This is a genomic window from Stappia sp. MMSF_3263 (assembly GCF_030733745.1).
Taxonomy (GTDB): domain Bacteria; phylum Pseudomonadota; class Alphaproteobacteria; order Rhizobiales; family Stappiaceae; genus Stappia.
The window spans coordinates 30,579-44,770 of sequence record NZ_JASHIK010000027.1 but is presented as its reverse complement, the minus strand read 5'-3'; the positions used below and the strand labels follow the sequence as shown (position 1 = coordinate 44,770).

The following is a 14,192-nucleotide window of genomic DNA, read 5'->3' as shown; positions in this document are numbered from 1 at the left end:
GTGGACATGCCGTTCCTGATGCCGATCGAGGACGTTTTCTCGATCTCGGGTCGTGGCACGGTTGTCACGGGCCGCGTCGAGCGCGGCATCGTCAAGGTTGGCGAGGAAGTCGAGATCGTCGGCATCCGCGACACCAAGAAGACGACGGTGACGGGCGTCGAGATGTTCCGCAAGCTTCTGGACCAGGGCCAGGCTGGCGACAATATCGGCGCGCTGATCCGCGGCGTTGGCCGCGAGGACGTTGAGCGCGGTCAGGTTCTGTGCAAGCCGGGTTCGGTTACGCCGCACACGAACTTCAAGGCCGAGGCCTACATCCTGACGAAGGAAGAGGGTGGCCGTCACACGCCGTTCTTCACCAACTACCGCCCGCAGTTCTACTTCCGCACGACGGACGTGACGGGCGTGGTGAGCCTTCCCGAAGGCACGGAGATGGTGATGCCGGGCGACAACGTGTCGGTCGAGGTCGAGCTGATCGTGCCGATCGCCATGGAAGAGGGCCTGCGCTTCGCCATCCGTGAAGGCGGGCGTACCGTTGGCGCCGGCGTCGTCGCTTCGATCATCAAGTAATTGCGGAGATCAGGCGGGACACGAGCCCGCCTGACCCGCACGGGGATTGAGACATGAACGGTCAAAACATTCGGATCCGTCTCAAGGCGTTCGACCATCGCGTTCTCGATGCGTCGACCCGCGAGATCGTCAACACGGCGAAGCGGACCGGTGCACAAGTGCGCGGCCCCGTGCCGCTGCCCACGCGGATCGAGAAGTACACCGTGCTTCGTGGTCCGCATATCGACAAGAAAAGCCGTGATCAGTTCGAGATGCGCACGCATAAGCGCCTCCTCGACATCGTTGATCCGACGCCGCAGACCGTGGACGCGCTGATGAAGCTCGACCTCGCGGCCGGTGTCGACGTCGAGATCAAGCTGTAAGGCGCTCACAAGGGGACACGCCGATGCGTTCTGGAGTGATCGCACAGAAGGTGGGTATGACGCGCATCTATAATGATGCGGGAGAGCATGTGCCGGTGACGGTGCTGAAGCTCGAAAACTGTCAGGTTATCGCCCACCGGACGGAAGAGAAGAATGGCTATGTCGCGCTGCAGGTCGGCGCCGGTCTGGCCAAAGTCAAGAACACGCCGAAGGCAATGCGCGGCCACTTTGCGGTGGCCAGCGTCGAGCCGAAGCGCCGACTTGCCGAGTTCCGGGTCTCTTCGGAGAACCTGATCGAGGTGGGGGCCGAAATCACGGCCGACCATTTCGTCGAGGGACAGTTCGTGGATGTCACGGGCACCTCGATCGGTAAGGGCTTTGCGGGTGCCATGAAGCGGCACAATTTCGGTGGCATGCGCGCCTCTCACGGCGTGTCCATTACCCACCGTGCGCATGGCTCGACCGGCCAGTGCCAGGACCCCGGCAAGGTGTTCAAGGGCAAGAAGATGGCCGGCCAGATGGGCGCCGAGCAGGTAACGACCCAGAATCTGAAGATCGTGCGCACCGACGTGGAGCGCGGATTGATCATGATCCAGGGTGCGGTGCCGGGCTCCAAGGGCGGCTGGATCGTTATCCGCGACGCGGTGAAGAAGGCGCTGCCGGAAGGCGTGCCGATGCCGGGTGCGTACCGTTCGACGGACGCTGCCGTTGCGGTCGAGAAGGAGAGTGAGTGATGGAACTTGAGGTGAAGACCCTGGACGGGGCCGCCGCCGGTTCGATCACGGTGTCGGACGAGATCTTCGGTCTCGACCCGCGCACCGACCTGATCCACCGCGTCGTGCGCTGGCAGCTGGCGCGCCGCCAGGCTGGCACGCACAAGGCGCTGCAGCGTTCGGAAGTTTCCGGCTCGACGAAGAAGTTCGTCCGCCAGAAAGGCTCCGGCGGCGCGCGTCACGGCAACAAGAAGGCCCCGCAGTTCCGCGGCGGCGGCAAGGCTCACGGCCCGGTCGTGCGCAGCCACGCCCACGATCTGCCGAAGAAGGTCCGCGCTCTCGGCCTGCGTCATGCGCTTTCGGCGAAGTTCAAGGCCAACGGCCTGATCATCGTCGACGCGGCGAGCGCCGAGGAAGCGAAGACCAAGGCTCTTGCGGCCCGTTTCGCGAAGCTCGGGCTCAAGAACGCGCTCTTCGTGGATGGCAGCGATGTCGATGCGAACTTCCGCCTCGCCTCGCGCAACATCCCGGCGATCGACCTGCTGCCGATCGAGGGCATCAACGTCTATGACATCCTGCGTCGCGAGAAGCTGGTGCTGACCAAGGCGGCGGTGTCGGCTCTCGAGGAGCGGTTCAAATGAGCACGCTGAAGCACTATGACACGGTCGTTTCCCCGGTGATCACCGAGAAGGCGACTTTCGCTTCGGAGCAGAACAAGGTCGTTTTCAACGTCTCGTCGACGGCGACCAAGCCCGAGATCAAGGCGGCTGTCGAGGCCCTTTTCGGCGTCAAGGTCACCGCGGTGAACACGCTGGTCCGCAAGGGCAAGCAGAAGCGTTTCCGCGGCCGGCTCGGCCAGCAGTCCGACGTCAAAAAGGCGGTCGTGACCCTGCAGGACGGCCAGGCCATCGACGTGACCACCGGACTCTGAGGGCGGAGAAGGAAAAATGGCACTCAAGACCTTTAATCCGACGTCGCCCGGCCGTCGCCAGCTCGTGCTGGTCGACCGGTCCTCGCTCTACAAGGGCAAGCCGGTTAAGACGCTGACGGAAGGCCTGTCGAAGACGGGTGGCCGCAACAACACCGGCCGCACGACGGCACCGAACCGCGGTGGCGGCCACAAGCGCCGTTATCGTCTGGTCGACTTCAAGCGGACCCGTGCGGACATTTCCGCCACGGTCGAGCGGATCGAGTACGATCCCAACCGGACGGCCTTCATCGCCCTCATCAAGTATGAGGACGGCGAGCTCTCCTACATCCTGGCGCCGCAGCGCCTGGCCGTTGGCGACAAGGTCATTTCCGGCAAGCAGGCCGACATCAAGCCGGGCAATGCAATGCCGCTGGCTTCGATCCCGGTCGGCACGATCGTGCACAATATCGAGCTGAAGCCCGGCAAGGGCGGTCAGATCGCACGTTCGGCAGGCGCCTATGCGCAGATCGTCGGCCGTGACCAGGGTTACACCACCGTGCGCCTCCAGTCGGGCGAGCAGCGCCGTATCCTCGGCACCTGCATGGCCTCGATCGGCGCGGTGTCGAACCAGGACCACGGCAACATCAATCTCGGCAAGGCCGGCCGTTCGCGGTGGCTGGGTCGTACCCCGCATGTCCGCGGCGTCGCCATGAACCCGGTCGACCACCCGCATGGCGGTGGTGAAGGCCGGACCTCGGGCGGCCGTCACCCGGTCACCCCGTGGGGCAAGCCGACCAAGGGCAAGCGCACGCGTCGCAACAAGGCCACGGACAAGTTCATCGTCCGCAGCCGCCACGCGCGCAAGAAATAAGAGGGGCCTGGAATGGCACGTTCTGTTTGGAAGGGCCCGTTCGTCGACGGCTTTCTGCTTAAAAAGGCAGACAAGGTCCGCGCCTCGGGTCGTAACGAAGTCATCAAGATGTGGAGCCGCCGCTCGACGATCCTGCCGCAATTCGTGGGATTGACCTTCGGCGTCTACAACGGCCAGAAGCACGTTCCGGTTCTGGTGTCCGAGGACATGATCGGGCACAAGTTCGGCGAGTTCTCGCCGACCCGTACCTACTATGGCCACGGCGCCGACAAGAAGGCGAAGAGGAAGTAACGATGGGCAAGCCGAAGGGCGGGCGCGCGCTCGCCGACAACGAGGCGAAGGCGGTCGCCCGGATGCTGCGCGTTTCACCGCGCAAGCTGAACCTCGTCGCGGCGTCGATCCGCGGCAAGAAGGTTGAAAAGGCTCTCGCCGACCTGACCTTCTCTCGCAAGCGCATCTCCGACGACGTCAAGAAGGCGCTCATGTCGGCGATCGCAAATGCGGAGAACAACCACGATCTCGACGTCGACAGTCTGGTCGTCGCCGAGGCGCATGTGGGCAAGGCTTTCGTGATCAAGCGCTTCCAGGCGCGGGCCCGGGGTCGCGTCGGTCGGATCGAAAAGCCGTTTTCGAACCTGACCATCGTCGTCCGCGAAGTCGAGGAGACTGCCTGATGGGACATAAAGTAAATCCGATCGGCCTCCGCCTCGGGATCAACCGCACCTGGGATTCGCGCTGGTACGCGGACAAGGGCGAGTACGGCCAGCTGCTGCACGAGGATTTCCGCATTCGCGAGTATATCCTCAAGGCACTCAAGCAGGCCGCCGTGTCGAAGGTCGTTGTCGAGCGTCCGCACCGCAAGTGCCGCGTCACCGTCCACTCGGGTCGTCCGGGCGTGGTGATCGGCAAGAAGGGCGCCGACATCGAGAAGCTGCGCAAGGCGCTTGGTGAAATCACCTCGTCGGACGTGCACATCAACATCGTTGAAGTGCGCAAGCCCGAGGTCGACGCCCAGCTCGTTGCCGACAGCATCTCGCAGCAGCTCGAACGCCGCGTGGCGTTCCGCCGGGCCATGAAGCGCGCCGTCCAGTCGGCGATGCGCATGGGCGCCCAGGGCATCCGCATCAATTGCGGCGGCCGTCTGGGTGGTGCCGAGATCGCACGTACCGAATGGTACCGCGAGGGCCGGGTGCCGCTGCACACGCTGCGCGCCGACATCGACTACGGCGTGTCCACGGCGCACACCGCCTACGGCACCTGCGGTGTCAAGGTTTGGATCTTCAAGGGCGAGATCCTGGAGCACGATCCGATGGCGTCCGAGCGACGCGCGGTTGAAGGCGACGGATCGAACCAGGGCGGCGGACGCCGCGAGCGCGGCCGCGCAGCCTAACGGCGCCGGTCGGGTCTTGGACAGAAGCAAAGAGCGAGAGAAGAGATGCTGCAACCGAAGCGAACGAAGTTCCGCAAGCAGCACAAGGGCCGGATCCACGGCACCGCCAAGGGCGGTACGGATCTCAACTTCGGCGCCTTCGGCCTGAAGGCCGTCGAGCCGGAGCGGGTGACCGCGCGCCAGATCGAGGCGGCCCGTCGTGCCATGACCCGTCACATGAAGCGTGCGGGCCGTGTTTGGATCAGGATCTTCCCGGACGTGCCGGTGTCGTCGAAGCCGACCGAAGTGCGTATGGGTAAGGGTAAGGGTTCGCCGGACTACTGGGCCGCAAAGGTCAAGCCCGGGCGGATCATGTTCGAGATTGACGGCGTGTCGGAAGATACGGCGCGCGAAGCGATGCGGCTTGCCGCGGCAAAACTGCCGATCAAGTGCCGCTTCGTCCAGCGGATCGCCGACTAAGGCGCGACCAGGAGAACAGGTGCCATGAAGGCGACAGACGTTCGGGCAAAGACCACGGATGAGCTGGGTACGGAGCTCGAGAGCCTGAAGAAGGAGCAGTTCAACCTGCGCTTCCAGCGGGCGACGGGCCAGCTCGAGAACACGGCGCGTGTGCGCCAGGTGCGTCGCGACATCGCGCGCATTCAAACGATCATGCGCGAAAAGCGCGTGTCGACAAGCGCGTAAGGAGATCGAGATGCCGAAACGCGTTCTGCAGGGCGTCGTGGTCAGCGATGCCAATGACAAGACGGTGACGGTTCGTGTGGAGCGCCGCTTCACGCATCCGTTGTTCAAGAAGACCGTTCGGCGCTCGAAGAAGTATCGGGCGCATGACGAGACCAACGCGCACAAGGCCGGGGACACCGTCCTCATCCAGGAATGCGCGCCGGTCTCGAAGACCAAAACCTGGACCGTTGTCGAAGGGTCGACCGCGGACTGACGTGACTTCCGGCGTCCCGTGAGGGACGCGGTGATAAAATACAAGGCGGCCAGTCATGATTCAGATGCAAACAAACCTCGACGTGGCGGACAATTCCGGCGCCCGTCGTGTCATGTGCATCAAAGTGCTCGGCGGCTCGAAGCGGAAATATGCCAGCGTTGGCGACATCATCGTCGTCAGCGTCAAGGAGGCCAATCCGCGCGGCCGCGTGAAAAAGGGCGACGTGATGAAAGCGGTCGTCGTGCGTACGGCGAAGGATATCCGCCGGCCCGACGGCTCAGTGATCCGGTTCGACCGCAATGCGGCAGTGCTGGTCAACAACAACAAGGAACCGATCGGCACCCGTATCTTCGGCCCGGTTCCGCGTGAACTGCGTGCGAAGAACCACATGAAGGTGATTTCGCTCGCGCCGGAGGTGCTGTAATGGCCGCCAAGCTGAAGAAGGGCGACACCGTCGTCGTGCTCACTGGTCGTGACAAGGGCAAGACCGGCGAGATCGTTCAGATGTTCCCGAACGACAACAAGGCTCTCGTGCGGGGCGTGAACGTCGTTCGTCGCCACACCCGCCAGTCGGCCCAGTCCGAAGGCGGCATCATTTCGAAGGAACTGCCGGTTCAGCTTTCGAACCTGGCGATGGCCGATCCCAAGGACGGCAAGCCGACGCGCGTCGGGTTCCAGATCAAGGAAGACGGCACCAAGGTGCGCGTGGCCAAGCGTTCGGGGGATCTGATCGATGGCTGAGACGAAGACGCTTCCGCGTCTGAAGACGGAATATCTGGAAAAGATCCGTCCGATGATGCAGGAAAAGTACAACTACAAGAACCCGATGCAGATTCCCGCGCTTGAGAAGATCGTTCTCAACATGGGCGTTGGCGAAGCCGTGGCCGACAGCAAGAAGGCCAAGATCGCTGCAGAGGATCTGGCACAGATTGCCGGCCAGAAGCCGGTGATCACCAAGGCGCGCAAGTCGATCGCCACCTTCAAGGTGCGTGAAGAGATGCCGCTGGGTGCCAAGGTGACGCTGCGTGGCGAGCGCATGTACGAGTTCCTGGACCGCCTGATCACCATCGCGCTGCCGCGCGTTCGTGACTTCCGCGGCCTGAATGCCAAGAGCTTCGACGGGCGCGGCAACTTCGCAATGGGCATCAAGGAGCACATCGTGTTCCCGGAGATCAATTACGACAAGGTCGACCAGATCTGGGGCCTTGACGTGATCGTGTGCACGTCCGCGGACAATGATGACGAGGCGCGCGAGCTTCTGCGCGCGTTCAACTTCCCGTTCCGTAAGTAAACGGGAAAGAACGAGGACAGACGATGGCGAAGAAGAGCGCGATCGAGAAGAACAAGCGGCGCGAGCGGCTCGTTAAGAAATACGCCGAGAAGCGCGCGACGCTGAAGGCCGAGGCAAAGGACGAAAGTCTTTCGCTTGAGGAGCGCTACGCGGCGCGCCTCAAGCTTGCCAAGCTGCCGCGCAACTCTGCGGAGATCCGCGTGCGCAACCGGTGCGAAGTCACCGGTCGTCCGCGCGGTTATTACCGCAAGTTGAAGATGTCGCGCGTTGCGCTTCGCGAACTTGGCTCCAAGGGTCTCGTCCCGGGCCTCGTGAAGTCGAGCTGGTAAGGAGACGGTCTGATGGCGATTTCCGATCCCCTGGGCGATATGCTCACCCGGATCCGCAATGCCCAGATGCGGCGCAAGACCAAGGTCTCGACGCCGGCATCGAAGCTGCGCGAACATGTACTCGACGTCCTGGCCGCAGAAGGCTATATCCGCGGTTACTCGACCGTGGAATATGAGGGCGGCAAGGCCGAACTCGAGATCGAGTTGAAGTATTTTGACGGCGAGCCGGTTATCCGTTCCATCGAACGGGTGTCCAAGCCGGGTCGGCGGGTGTATTCCTCCGTGAAGAACATCCCGCGCGTCGCGAACGGCCTCGGCGTTTCGATCCTCTCCACGCCGCGTGGCGTGATGGCGGATCATGACGCCCGGGAAAACAATGTTGGTGGCGAGGTTCTCTGCCGCATCTTCTGATGCGGTGGGGCTTTCGCAACGTTTAACTGGACAGGTTGGTCATATGTCTCGAATTGGCAAGAAGCCAGTCCCCGTGCCTAGCGGGGTAACGGCAACGATCAACGGCCAGAACGTAGAGGTCAAGGGACCGAAGGGGCAGTTGTCCTTCGTGGTCAATGATCTGGTTCTGGTCGAAATGACGGATGACGGGATTTCGGTCAATCCGCGCGTCGACAGCAAGCCGGCGCGCGCGATGTGGGGCATGTCCCGCACGATGATCGAGAACCTGGTGACGGGCGTGAGCGCAGGCTTCGAGAAGAAGCTTGAGATCACCGGCGTCGGTTACCGCGCGCAGGTGCAGGGCAAGAACGTCCAGCTCGCGCTCGGCTTCTCTCATGACGTCGTTTATCCGATGCCCGAGGGCATCGACGTCGTCTGCCCGAAGCCGACGGAAATCGTCATCTCCGGCATCGACAAGCAGCGTGTCGGCCAGGTGGCCGCCGAACTGCGCGAGTACCGTCCGCCCGAGCCCTACAAGGGCAAAGGCATCCGCTATGCGGGCGAATTTATCGTCCGCAAGGAAGGCAAGAAGAAGTAACGGACCGGATCATGGCGAAGACAAACACAGGCTTCGAGCGCCGCCGCGACCGCGTCCGTCGTTCGATCAAAAAAGTTATGAACGGCCGTCCGCGTCTGTCGGTCTACCGTTCGTCCAAGCAGATCTATGCTCAGATCATCGACGACGCCCAGGGGCGCACCCTGGCTGCCGCATCGACGATCGAGAAGGATCTTCGTGCGTCGCTGAAGACGGGTGCCGACGTTTCGGCCGCCGCTGCGGTGGGCAAGATGCTCGCCGAGCGTGCCAAGGCTGCTGGCGTCACCCAGGTCGTGTTCGACCGCGGCGGCTACATGTACCACGGGCGCGTCAAGGCTCTGGCCGATGCCGCGCGCGAGGGCGGACTGGAATTCTGATCGTCGTTACAAGACGCTCACAGACAAACGGAAGCGAAAATTATGGCGAGACAGGATACACGGGAGCGCGGTGGCGATCGCGCGGAGCGTGACAGCGAGTTTGTCGACAAGCTCGTCCACATCAATCGCGTCGCCAAGGTCGTGAAGGGCGGACGCCGCTTCGGATTTGCCGCACTCGTCGTGGTCGGCGATCAGAAGGGCCGCGTCGGCTTCGGTCACGGCAAGGCGCGTGAAGTGCCGGAAGCGATCCGCAAGGCGACGGAAGCCGCCAAGCGCTCGATGATCCGCGTTGCCCTGCGCGAGGGCCGGACCCTGCATCATGACGTCAACGGACGTCACGGCGCCGGCAAGGTGATCCTGCGTGCGGCTCCGGCCGGTACCGGCATCATCGCGGGTGGCCCGATGCGTGCGGTGTTCGAGACGCTCGGCGTCCAGGACGTCGTGGCGAAGTCGCTCGGCTCCGCAAACCCCTACAACATGGTGCGCGCCACCTTCGAGGCCCTCAAGCAGGAAGACAGCCCGCGTTCGGTCGCGGCGCGTCGTGGTCTCAAGGTTTCGCAGATCCAGTCGCGTCGCCGCGACATTGACGATAGCGTGCCGGCCGCCGAGGCTTGAACCTGGCAGCTGCCGACCCCAGCTTGAGAAAGGCTTGGTTCCATGGCGAACGAAAAGACCGTTACGGTCGAGCAGGTGGGTAGCCCTCTTCGGCGCCCGAAGGACCAGCGGGCAACGCTCGTCGGTCTTGGTCTGAACAAGATGCACCGCCGCTCGACGCTGAAGGATACCCCGGAAGTGCGTGGCATGATCCGGAAGGTTCAGCACCTCGTGCGCGTCGTCGCAGACGCGTAAGGGTGCGGGGAGACAGACGATGAAACTGAATGAACTCCAGGACAACCCGGGTGCCACCAAGGACCGCATGCGCGTTGGTCGTGGTATCGGCTCGGGCAAGGGCAAGACCGGTGGCCGTGGCGTCAAGGGTCAGAAGTCCCGTTCGGGCGTCGCGATCAAGGGCTTCGAGGGCGGCCAGATGCCGCTGCATCGTCGCCTGCCGAAGCGCGGCTTCACGAACATCTTCGCGAAGTCCTTTACCGCCGTTTCGCTCGGCCGCGTGCAGATCGCAATCGATGCGGGCAAGCTCGACGGTTCGCAGACGGTGACGGCAGAGGCCCTCAAGGCCGCCGGCGTCATCCGCCGGGTCAAGGACGGTGTCCGCCTGCTCGCCGACGGCGAGCTGAAGGGCGCGGTCTCCTTCGAGATCGCCGGCGCCTCCAAGACCGCCGTCGCCGCGGTCGAGAAGGCCGGCGGCAAGGTCGCGATTATCGGAGCCCAGGCTGAATAAGCCTGGGTTTTCCAGTTTCTGATTGCTCACATTTGACCGGAGCCCGGAATGGCATCAGCTGCCGAACAGCTTGCGGCTAATCTGAATTTTTCAGCTTTCGCCAAAGCCGAGGAATTGAAGAAGCGTATCTGGTTCACACTGGGTGCGCTTCTTGTGTATCGGTTCGGCACCTACGTGCCGCTGCCGGGGATCAACCCCGAGGCCTTCGCCCAGGCCTTCGGCCAGGCGCAGCAGGGCATCGTCGGGCTGTTCAACATGTTCACCGGCGGTGCCGTGGAGCGTATGGCGATCCTGGCGCTCGGCATCATGCCGTATATCTCCGCGTCGATCATCATCCAGTTGCTGACCTCCGTCGTGCCCTCGCTCGAGCAGCTCAAGAAGGAGGGCGAGCAGGGCCGCAAGGTCATCAACCAGTACACCCGCTACGGTACGGTGGTGCTGGCGACCTTCCAGGCCTACGGCATTGCCGTGGGGCTGGAGAGCGCGACCAATGTCGTCGTCGACCCGGGCTGGTTCTTCCGTGCCAGCGCCGTGGTGACGCTCGTCGGCGGCACCATGTTCCTGATGTGGCTCGGCGAGCAGATCACCGCGCGGGGCATCGGCAACGGCATCTCGCTGATCATCTTCGCCGGCATCGTCGCCGGTCTTCCCTCGGCCATCGCCTCGACGCTCGAGCTCGGCCGCCAGGGCGCGCTGGCCACTCCGATCATCATCGGCATCATCGCCCTGTCGATCGTCGTGATCGCGCTGATCGTGTTCATGGAGCGGGCGCAGCGCCGGCTGCTGATCCAGTATCCCAAGCGCAATGTCGGCAACAAGATGTTCGAGGGCAACACCTCGTTCCTGCCGCTGAAGCTGAACACGGCCGGCGTCATTCCGCCGATCTTCGCCTCGTCGCTGCTGCTGGTTCCCGCAACGCTGTCGGGCCTTGGCTCGACCGGCGACGAGAACAGCATCCTGACGACGGTGACGGCGCTGCTCGGCCACGGCCAACCGCTCTACATGCTGCTCTATGCGGCGCTGATCGTGTTCTTTTGCTTCTTCTACACCGCGATCGTGTTCAATCCGTCGGACACCGCGGACAATCTGAAGAAGCACAACGGCTTCATTCCGGGCATCCGCCCGGGCGAGCGCACCGCGCAATATATCGATCATGTGCTGACCCGCATCACCTGCGTCGGCGCCATCTATATCGTTCTGGTCTGTCTATTACCCGAATTCCTCATTTCCGCGACCGGCGTTCCGTTCTACTTCGGAGGCACCTCTTTGCTGATCGTCGTCAGCGTGACCATGGATACGGTTTCCCAGATCCAGGGGCATCTGCTCGCGCATCAGTATGAAGGGCTTGTGAAGAAGTCGAAACTCAGGGGGAAGCGCAGATGAGGTTGATTTTTCTCGGTCCGCCGGGGGCCGGAAAAGGGACGCAGGCCGCACGCCTGGTCGAGAAGCACGGCATTCCCCAGCTCTCGACCGGCGACATGCTGCGGGCCGCCGTGGCCGCCGGAACGCCTGTCGGTCAGAAGGCGAAGGCGGTGATGGATGCCGGCGGTCTTGTCTCCGACGAGATCGTCATCGGTATCGTCGCCGACCGGATCGAGGAAGAGGACGCGCAGAAGGGGTTCATCCTCGACGGCTTCCCGCGCACCGTCGCCCAGGCCGAGGCATTGGACACGATGCTGGCGGGCAAGGGATTGAAACTGGATACCGTGCTGGAGCTGGAAGTCGACCAGTCGATCCTCGTCAACCGCATCATCAAGCGCGCGGCGGACGCCAAGGCCGCCGGACAGCCGGTGCGCAAGGACGATGATCCGGACGTCTTCAAGCAGCGGCTCGACGCCTACAATCGCGATACCGCGATCGTCGCTCCCTACTATCGCCAGCGCGGCCAGCTGGTCGCCATCGACGGGATGAAGTCGATCGACCAGGTCTCCGCCGAGATCGATTCCGCGCTTGACGCGGTTGCGGCAGCGGGCTAAGGCTCCCGCTCTGCAAAACAGATAGCATCCGGGCTGCGTGACACGCGCGGCGCGGATGTTTTTGCGCAAGTCATTCCCCGCAGGGGCCGGGCTCCACCGGACGCGGGGCTAACCCAGGCGCCGCCCATCAGGGCGGGCCAGAACATGGAGACGGCAGTGGCCCGTATCGCAGGCGTAAACATTCCGACAAACAAGCGCGTCGTCATCGCGCTTCAGTACATTCACGGCATCGGCCCGAAGTTCGCCCAGGAGATCATCTCCAAGGTCAACATCGCCCCGGAGCGCCGCGTCAACGAGCTTTCCGACGCCGAGGTCCTGGCGATGCGCGAGGCGATCGACCGCGACTATATCGTCGAGGGTGACCTGCGCCGCGAGACCGCAATGAACATCAAGCGTCTGATGGACCTTGGCTGCTATCGCGGCCTGCGCCATCGTCGCGGACTTCCGGTGCGCGGCCAGCGCACCCACACGAACGCCCGCACCCGCAAGGGTCCGGCGAAGCCGATTGCCGGCAAGAAGAAGTAATTCACTGGCAACTCGGCCCGGTGGAGCCGCCGACTTACGGCGGTGACGAGATCGACCAAAGGACAGACAAATGGCAAAAGACACCACGCGCGTCCGCCGCCGCGAGCGAAAGAATATTTCCTCCGGCGTGGCGCATGTGAACTCCACGTTCAACAACACCATGATCACCATCACCGACGCGCAGGGCAACACGATCTCTTGGTCGTCCGCCGGCGCGATGGGCTTCAAGGGCTCGCGCAAGTCGACCCCTTACGCCGCGCAGGTCGCGGCCGAGGACGCCGCCAAGAAGGCGGCCGACCACGGCATGCGCACCCTCGAGGTCGAGGTCCGCGGCCCCGGTTCGGGTCGTGAGTCCGCACTTCGCGCGCTGCAGGCGGCCGGGTTCATGGTGACCTCCATCCGCGATGTGACGCCGATCCCGCATAACGGTTGCCGTCCGCGCAAGCGCCGCCGCGTCTGAGGCCCAGTCGCACACCTTTCATTCCCATGGCACAGCATGGCCGGCCCCTGGTGGCCGGCGGGACAGCCGGAGGAAGAGATTTGAGCATTCACAAAAACTGGCAGGAACTGATCAAGCCGAACAAGCTTGAGGTGAAGCCGGGTCACGACGCACGGGTTCTGGGTTCGGTTGTCGCCGAACCGCTGGAGCGCGGCTTCGGCCTGACCCTCGGCAACGCCCTGCGCCGCATTCTCCTGTCCTCGCTTCAGGGCGCGGCGGTGACGGCGGTGCAGATCGACGGAGTGCTGCACGAGTTCTCGTCCATCCCGGGTGTGCGGGAAGATGTCACCGACATCGTCCTGAACATCAAGGAGATCGCCCTGCGCATGCAGGGAGAGGGCCCCAAGCGCATGGTCGTGCGCAAGCAGGGTCCGGGCGTGGTGACGGCCGGCGACATCCAGACGGTTGGCGACATCGAGGTGCTGAACCCCGATCTCGTGCTTTGCACCCTCGACGAGGGCGCGGAGATCCGCATGGAGTTCACGGTCAACACCGGCAAGGGCTATGTCGCAGCAGAGCGCAACCGTCCGGAAGACGCGCCGATCGGCCTGATCCCGGTGGACAGCCTCTACTCGCCTGTCAAGAAGGTCTCCTACAAGGTCGAGAACACCCGCGAGGGCCAGGTTCTCGACTATGACAAGCTGACACTGACCGTCGAGACCGACGGTTCGGTGACGCCTGAGGATTCGGTCGCGTTCGCCGCCCGCATCCTGCAGGACCAGCTTTCGATCTTCGTCAATTTCGAGGAGCCGCGCCGCGAAGTGAAGGAGGACACCGTCCCCGAACTCGCGTTCAACCCGGCGCTTCTGAAGAAGGTCGACGAGCTGGAGCTGTCGGTGCGTTCGGCCAACTGCCTGAAGAACGACAATATCGTGTATATTGGCGATCTCATTCAGAAGACCGAGGCGGAGATGCTGCGCACGCCGAATTTCGGCCGCAAGTCGCTCAACGAGATCAAGGAAGTTCTCGCCCAGATGGGTCTGCATCTCGGCATGGAAGTGGCCAACTGGCCGCCGGAGAACATCGACGAGCTCGCCAAGCGCTACGAAGATCATCAGTACTGATCGCGCGAAAGCGCGGTCTTCCAACGGGCAAGAGGCGGCATACATCCGCCGTCATAG

General features: G+C 63.4%; 27 protein-coding genes. All 27 read left to right on the top strand.

The genetic code is table 11. The annotated features are described in order from the left end of the window. On the top strand, positions 1-567 hold a 567-nt coding region (locus tag RBB46_RS21180; RefSeq protein ID WP_306031041.1), incomplete at its 5' end, for an EF-Tu/IF-2/RF-3 family GTPase. A 53-nt stretch (positions 568-620) separates the two neighbouring features. After that, positions 621-929 (top strand): 30S ribosomal protein S10, encoded by a 309-nt coding sequence (gene rpsJ / locus RBB46_RS21175; RefSeq protein WP_067216522.1) that lies wholly within the window; start codon positions 621-623, stop codon positions 927-929. 23 nt (positions 930-952) lie between these two features. After that, complete coding sequence (gene rplC, locus RBB46_RS21170) at positions 953-1,663, top strand: 50S ribosomal protein L3 (RefSeq protein WP_306031040.1); 711 nt, start codon at positions 953-955, stop codon at positions 1,661-1,663. After that, complete coding sequence (gene rplD / locus RBB46_RS21165) at positions 1,663-2,283, top strand: 50S ribosomal protein L4 (protein ID WP_306031039.1); 621 nt, start codon at positions 1,663-1,665, stop codon at positions 2,281-2,283. Before rplC ends, rplD begins: the two co-directional genes overlap by 1 nt. Continuing rightward, the gene (locus tag RBB46_RS21160; RefSeq protein WP_306031038.1) at positions 2,280-2,573 is read left to right on the top strand and encodes a 50S ribosomal protein L23; all 294 of its coding nucleotides are present in this window, start codon (positions 2,280-2,282) and stop codon (positions 2,571-2,573) included. The genes rplD and RBB46_RS21160 overlap by 4 nt, the downstream gene beginning before the upstream one ends. A 16-nt stretch (positions 2,574-2,589) precedes the next feature. Continuing rightward, positions 2,590-3,423, top strand: coding sequence for a 50S ribosomal protein L2 (rplB, locus tag RBB46_RS21155; RefSeq protein WP_306031037.1), 834 nt, complete (start codon positions 2,590-2,592; stop codon positions 3,421-3,423). A 12-nt stretch (positions 3,424-3,435) separates the two neighbouring features. Continuing rightward, on the top strand, positions 3,436-3,714 hold the full coding sequence (rpsS, locus tag RBB46_RS21150) for a 30S ribosomal protein S19 (RefSeq protein WP_306031036.1): 279 nt from the start codon (positions 3,436-3,438) through the stop codon (positions 3,712-3,714). A 2-nt stretch (positions 3,715-3,716) separates the two neighbouring features. Continuing rightward, positions 3,717-4,097 (top strand): 50S ribosomal protein L22, encoded by a 381-nt coding sequence (gene rplV / locus RBB46_RS21145; RefSeq protein ID WP_306031035.1) that lies wholly within the window; start codon positions 3,717-3,719, stop codon positions 4,095-4,097. Continuing rightward, the gene (rpsC, locus tag RBB46_RS21140; protein WP_306031034.1) at positions 4,097-4,813 is read left to right on the top strand and encodes a 30S ribosomal protein S3; all 717 of its coding nucleotides are present in this window, start codon (positions 4,097-4,099) and stop codon (positions 4,811-4,813) included. The genes rplV and rpsC overlap by 1 nt, the downstream gene beginning before the upstream one ends. A gap of 45 nt (positions 4,814-4,858) precedes the next feature. Next, positions 4,859-5,272 carry a 50S ribosomal protein L16 gene (gene rplP, locus RBB46_RS21135; protein WP_306031033.1) on the top strand — a complete coding sequence of 138 codons (414 nt, stop codon included), beginning with the start codon at positions 4,859-4,861 and terminating at the stop codon, positions 5,270-5,272. Positions 5,273-5,296: 24 nt separating this feature from the next. Beyond that, positions 5,297-5,497 (top strand): 50S ribosomal protein L29, encoded by a 201-nt coding sequence (gene rpmC / locus RBB46_RS21130; protein ID WP_306031032.1) that lies wholly within the window; start codon positions 5,297-5,299, stop codon positions 5,495-5,497. Positions 5,498-5,507: 10 nt separating this feature from the next. Further along, positions 5,508-5,750 carry a 30S ribosomal protein S17 gene (rpsQ, locus tag RBB46_RS21125; RefSeq protein WP_306031031.1) on the top strand — a complete coding sequence of 81 codons (243 nt, stop codon included), beginning with the start codon at positions 5,508-5,510 and terminating at the stop codon, positions 5,748-5,750. Between the two features lie 55 nt (positions 5,751-5,805). Next, positions 5,806-6,174, top strand: coding sequence for a 50S ribosomal protein L14 (rplN, locus tag RBB46_RS21120; protein WP_067216497.1), 369 nt, complete (start codon positions 5,806-5,808; stop codon positions 6,172-6,174). Continuing rightward, on the top strand, positions 6,174-6,491 hold the full coding sequence (gene rplX, locus RBB46_RS21115) for a 50S ribosomal protein L24 (RefSeq protein ID WP_306031030.1): 318 nt from the start codon (positions 6,174-6,176) through the stop codon (positions 6,489-6,491). The genes rplN and rplX overlap by 1 nt, the downstream gene beginning before the upstream one ends. Continuing rightward, a complete protein-coding gene (rplE, locus tag RBB46_RS21110; protein ID WP_306031029.1) occupies positions 6,484-7,041 on the top strand; it encodes a 50S ribosomal protein L5 in 558 nt (185 codons plus the stop codon). Before rplX ends, rplE begins: the two co-directional genes overlap by 8 nt. A 23-nt stretch (positions 7,042-7,064) precedes the next feature. Beyond that, positions 7,065-7,370 carry a 30S ribosomal protein S14 gene (gene rpsN / locus RBB46_RS21105; protein WP_306031028.1) on the top strand — a complete coding sequence of 102 codons (306 nt, stop codon included), beginning with the start codon at positions 7,065-7,067 and terminating at the stop codon, positions 7,368-7,370. Positions 7,371-7,382: 12 nt separating this feature from the next. Then, complete coding sequence (gene rpsH, locus RBB46_RS21100) at positions 7,383-7,781, top strand: 30S ribosomal protein S8 (RefSeq protein WP_306031025.1); 399 nt, start codon at positions 7,383-7,385, stop codon at positions 7,779-7,781. Positions 7,782-7,824: 43 nt separating this feature from the next. Continuing rightward, positions 7,825-8,358 carry a 50S ribosomal protein L6 gene (rplF, locus tag RBB46_RS21095; protein WP_306031043.1) on the top strand — a complete coding sequence of 178 codons (534 nt, stop codon included), beginning with the start codon at positions 7,825-7,827 and terminating at the stop codon, positions 8,356-8,358. A gap of 11 nt (positions 8,359-8,369) precedes the next feature. Next, complete coding sequence (rplR, locus tag RBB46_RS21090) at positions 8,370-8,732, top strand: 50S ribosomal protein L18 (protein WP_306031023.1); 363 nt, start codon at positions 8,370-8,372, stop codon at positions 8,730-8,732. Between the two features lie 42 nt (positions 8,733-8,774). Then, a complete protein-coding gene (rpsE, locus tag RBB46_RS21085; protein WP_306031022.1) occupies positions 8,775-9,347 on the top strand; it encodes a 30S ribosomal protein S5 in 573 nt (190 codons plus the stop codon). Between the two features lie 42 nt (positions 9,348-9,389). Next, positions 9,390-9,581, top strand: coding sequence for a 50S ribosomal protein L30 (gene rpmD / locus RBB46_RS21080; RefSeq protein ID WP_306031021.1), 192 nt, complete (start codon positions 9,390-9,392; stop codon positions 9,579-9,581). Positions 9,582-9,600: 19 nt separating this feature from the next. Then, positions 9,601-10,071: a 50S ribosomal protein L15 gene (gene rplO / locus RBB46_RS21075; protein WP_306031020.1), complete on the top strand. Its 471-nt coding sequence runs from the start codon at positions 9,601-9,603 to the stop codon at positions 10,069-10,071. A 48-nt stretch (positions 10,072-10,119) separates the two neighbouring features. Further along, complete coding sequence (gene secY, locus RBB46_RS21070) at positions 10,120-11,454, top strand: preprotein translocase subunit SecY (protein ID WP_306031019.1); 1,335 nt, start codon at positions 10,120-10,122, stop codon at positions 11,452-11,454. Then, positions 11,451-12,047 carry an adenylate kinase gene (locus RBB46_RS21065; RefSeq protein WP_306031018.1) on the top strand — a complete coding sequence of 199 codons (597 nt, stop codon included), beginning with the start codon at positions 11,451-11,453 and terminating at the stop codon, positions 12,045-12,047. Before secY ends, RBB46_RS21065 begins: the two co-directional genes overlap by 4 nt. A gap of 156 nt (positions 12,048-12,203) precedes the next feature. Next, positions 12,204-12,572, top strand: coding sequence for a 30S ribosomal protein S13 (rpsM, locus tag RBB46_RS21060; protein ID WP_306031017.1), 369 nt, complete (start codon positions 12,204-12,206; stop codon positions 12,570-12,572). A 70-nt stretch (positions 12,573-12,642) separates the two neighbouring features. Further along, positions 12,643-13,032, top strand: coding sequence for a 30S ribosomal protein S11 (rpsK, locus tag RBB46_RS21055; RefSeq protein ID WP_306031016.1), 390 nt, complete (start codon positions 12,643-12,645; stop codon positions 13,030-13,032). Between the two features lie 26 nt (positions 13,033-13,058). Beyond that, on the top strand, positions 13,059-14,135 hold the full coding sequence (locus RBB46_RS21050; RefSeq protein WP_306031015.1) for a DNA-directed RNA polymerase subunit alpha: 1,077 nt from the start codon (positions 13,059-13,061) through the stop codon (positions 14,133-14,135). Positions 14,136-14,192: the final 57 nt, after the last annotated feature.

Excerpts from the sequence above, each read along its gene's own strand:
- rpsJ (WP_067216522.1), top strand. The coding sequence starts at position 621 with ATGAACGGTCAAAACATTCGGATCCGTCTCAAGGCGTTCGACCATCGC.
- rplC (WP_306031040.1), top strand. The coding sequence starts at position 953 with ATGCGTTCTGGAGTGATCGCACAGAAGGTGGGTATGACGCGCATCTAT.
- rplD (WP_306031039.1), top strand. The coding sequence starts at position 1,663 with ATGGAACTTGAGGTGAAGACCCTGGACGGGGCCGCCGCCGGTTCGATC.
- RBB46_RS21160 (WP_306031038.1), top strand. The coding sequence starts at position 2,280 with ATGAGCACGCTGAAGCACTATGACACGGTCGTTTCCCCGGTGATCACC.
- rplB (WP_306031037.1), top strand. The coding sequence starts at position 2,590 with ATGGCACTCAAGACCTTTAATCCGACGTCGCCCGGCCGTCGCCAGCTC.
- rpsS (WP_306031036.1), top strand. The coding sequence starts at position 3,436 with ATGGCACGTTCTGTTTGGAAGGGCCCGTTCGTCGACGGCTTTCTGCTT.
- rplV (WP_306031035.1), top strand. The coding sequence starts at position 3,717 with ATGGGCAAGCCGAAGGGCGGGCGCGCGCTCGCCGACAACGAGGCGAAG.
- rpsC (WP_306031034.1), top strand. The coding sequence starts at position 4,097 with ATGGGACATAAAGTAAATCCGATCGGCCTCCGCCTCGGGATCAACCGC.
- rplP (WP_306031033.1), top strand. The coding sequence starts at position 4,859 with ATGCTGCAACCGAAGCGAACGAAGTTCCGCAAGCAGCACAAGGGCCGG.
- rpmC (WP_306031032.1), top strand. The coding sequence starts at position 5,297 with ATGAAGGCGACAGACGTTCGGGCAAAGACCACGGATGAGCTGGGTACG.
- rpsQ (WP_306031031.1), top strand. The coding sequence starts at position 5,508 with ATGCCGAAACGCGTTCTGCAGGGCGTCGTGGTCAGCGATGCCAATGAC.
- rplN (WP_067216497.1), top strand. The coding sequence starts at position 5,806 with ATGATTCAGATGCAAACAAACCTCGACGTGGCGGACAATTCCGGCGCC.
- rplX (WP_306031030.1), top strand. The coding sequence starts at position 6,174 with ATGGCCGCCAAGCTGAAGAAGGGCGACACCGTCGTCGTGCTCACTGGT.
- rplE (WP_306031029.1), top strand. The coding sequence starts at position 6,484 with ATGGCTGAGACGAAGACGCTTCCGCGTCTGAAGACGGAATATCTGGAA.
- rpsN (WP_306031028.1), top strand. The coding sequence starts at position 7,065 with ATGGCGAAGAAGAGCGCGATCGAGAAGAACAAGCGGCGCGAGCGGCTC.
- rpsH (WP_306031025.1), top strand. The coding sequence starts at position 7,383 with ATGGCGATTTCCGATCCCCTGGGCGATATGCTCACCCGGATCCGCAAT.
- rplF (WP_306031043.1), top strand. The coding sequence starts at position 7,825 with ATGTCTCGAATTGGCAAGAAGCCAGTCCCCGTGCCTAGCGGGGTAACG.
- rplR (WP_306031023.1), top strand. The coding sequence starts at position 8,370 with ATGGCGAAGACAAACACAGGCTTCGAGCGCCGCCGCGACCGCGTCCGT.
- rpsE (WP_306031022.1), top strand. The coding sequence starts at position 8,775 with ATGGCGAGACAGGATACACGGGAGCGCGGTGGCGATCGCGCGGAGCGT.
- rpmD (WP_306031021.1), top strand. The coding sequence starts at position 9,390 with ATGGCGAACGAAAAGACCGTTACGGTCGAGCAGGTGGGTAGCCCTCTT.
- rplO (WP_306031020.1), top strand. The coding sequence starts at position 9,601 with ATGAAACTGAATGAACTCCAGGACAACCCGGGTGCCACCAAGGACCGC.
- secY (WP_306031019.1), top strand. The coding sequence starts at position 10,120 with ATGGCATCAGCTGCCGAACAGCTTGCGGCTAATCTGAATTTTTCAGCT.
- RBB46_RS21065 (WP_306031018.1), top strand. The coding sequence starts at position 11,451 with ATGAGGTTGATTTTTCTCGGTCCGCCGGGGGCCGGAAAAGGGACGCAG.
- rpsK (WP_306031016.1), top strand. The coding sequence starts at position 12,643 with ATGGCAAAAGACACCACGCGCGTCCGCCGCCGCGAGCGAAAGAATATT.
- RBB46_RS21050 (WP_306031015.1), top strand. The coding sequence starts at position 13,059 with ATGGCACAGCATGGCCGGCCCCTGGTGGCCGGCGGGACAGCCGGAGGA.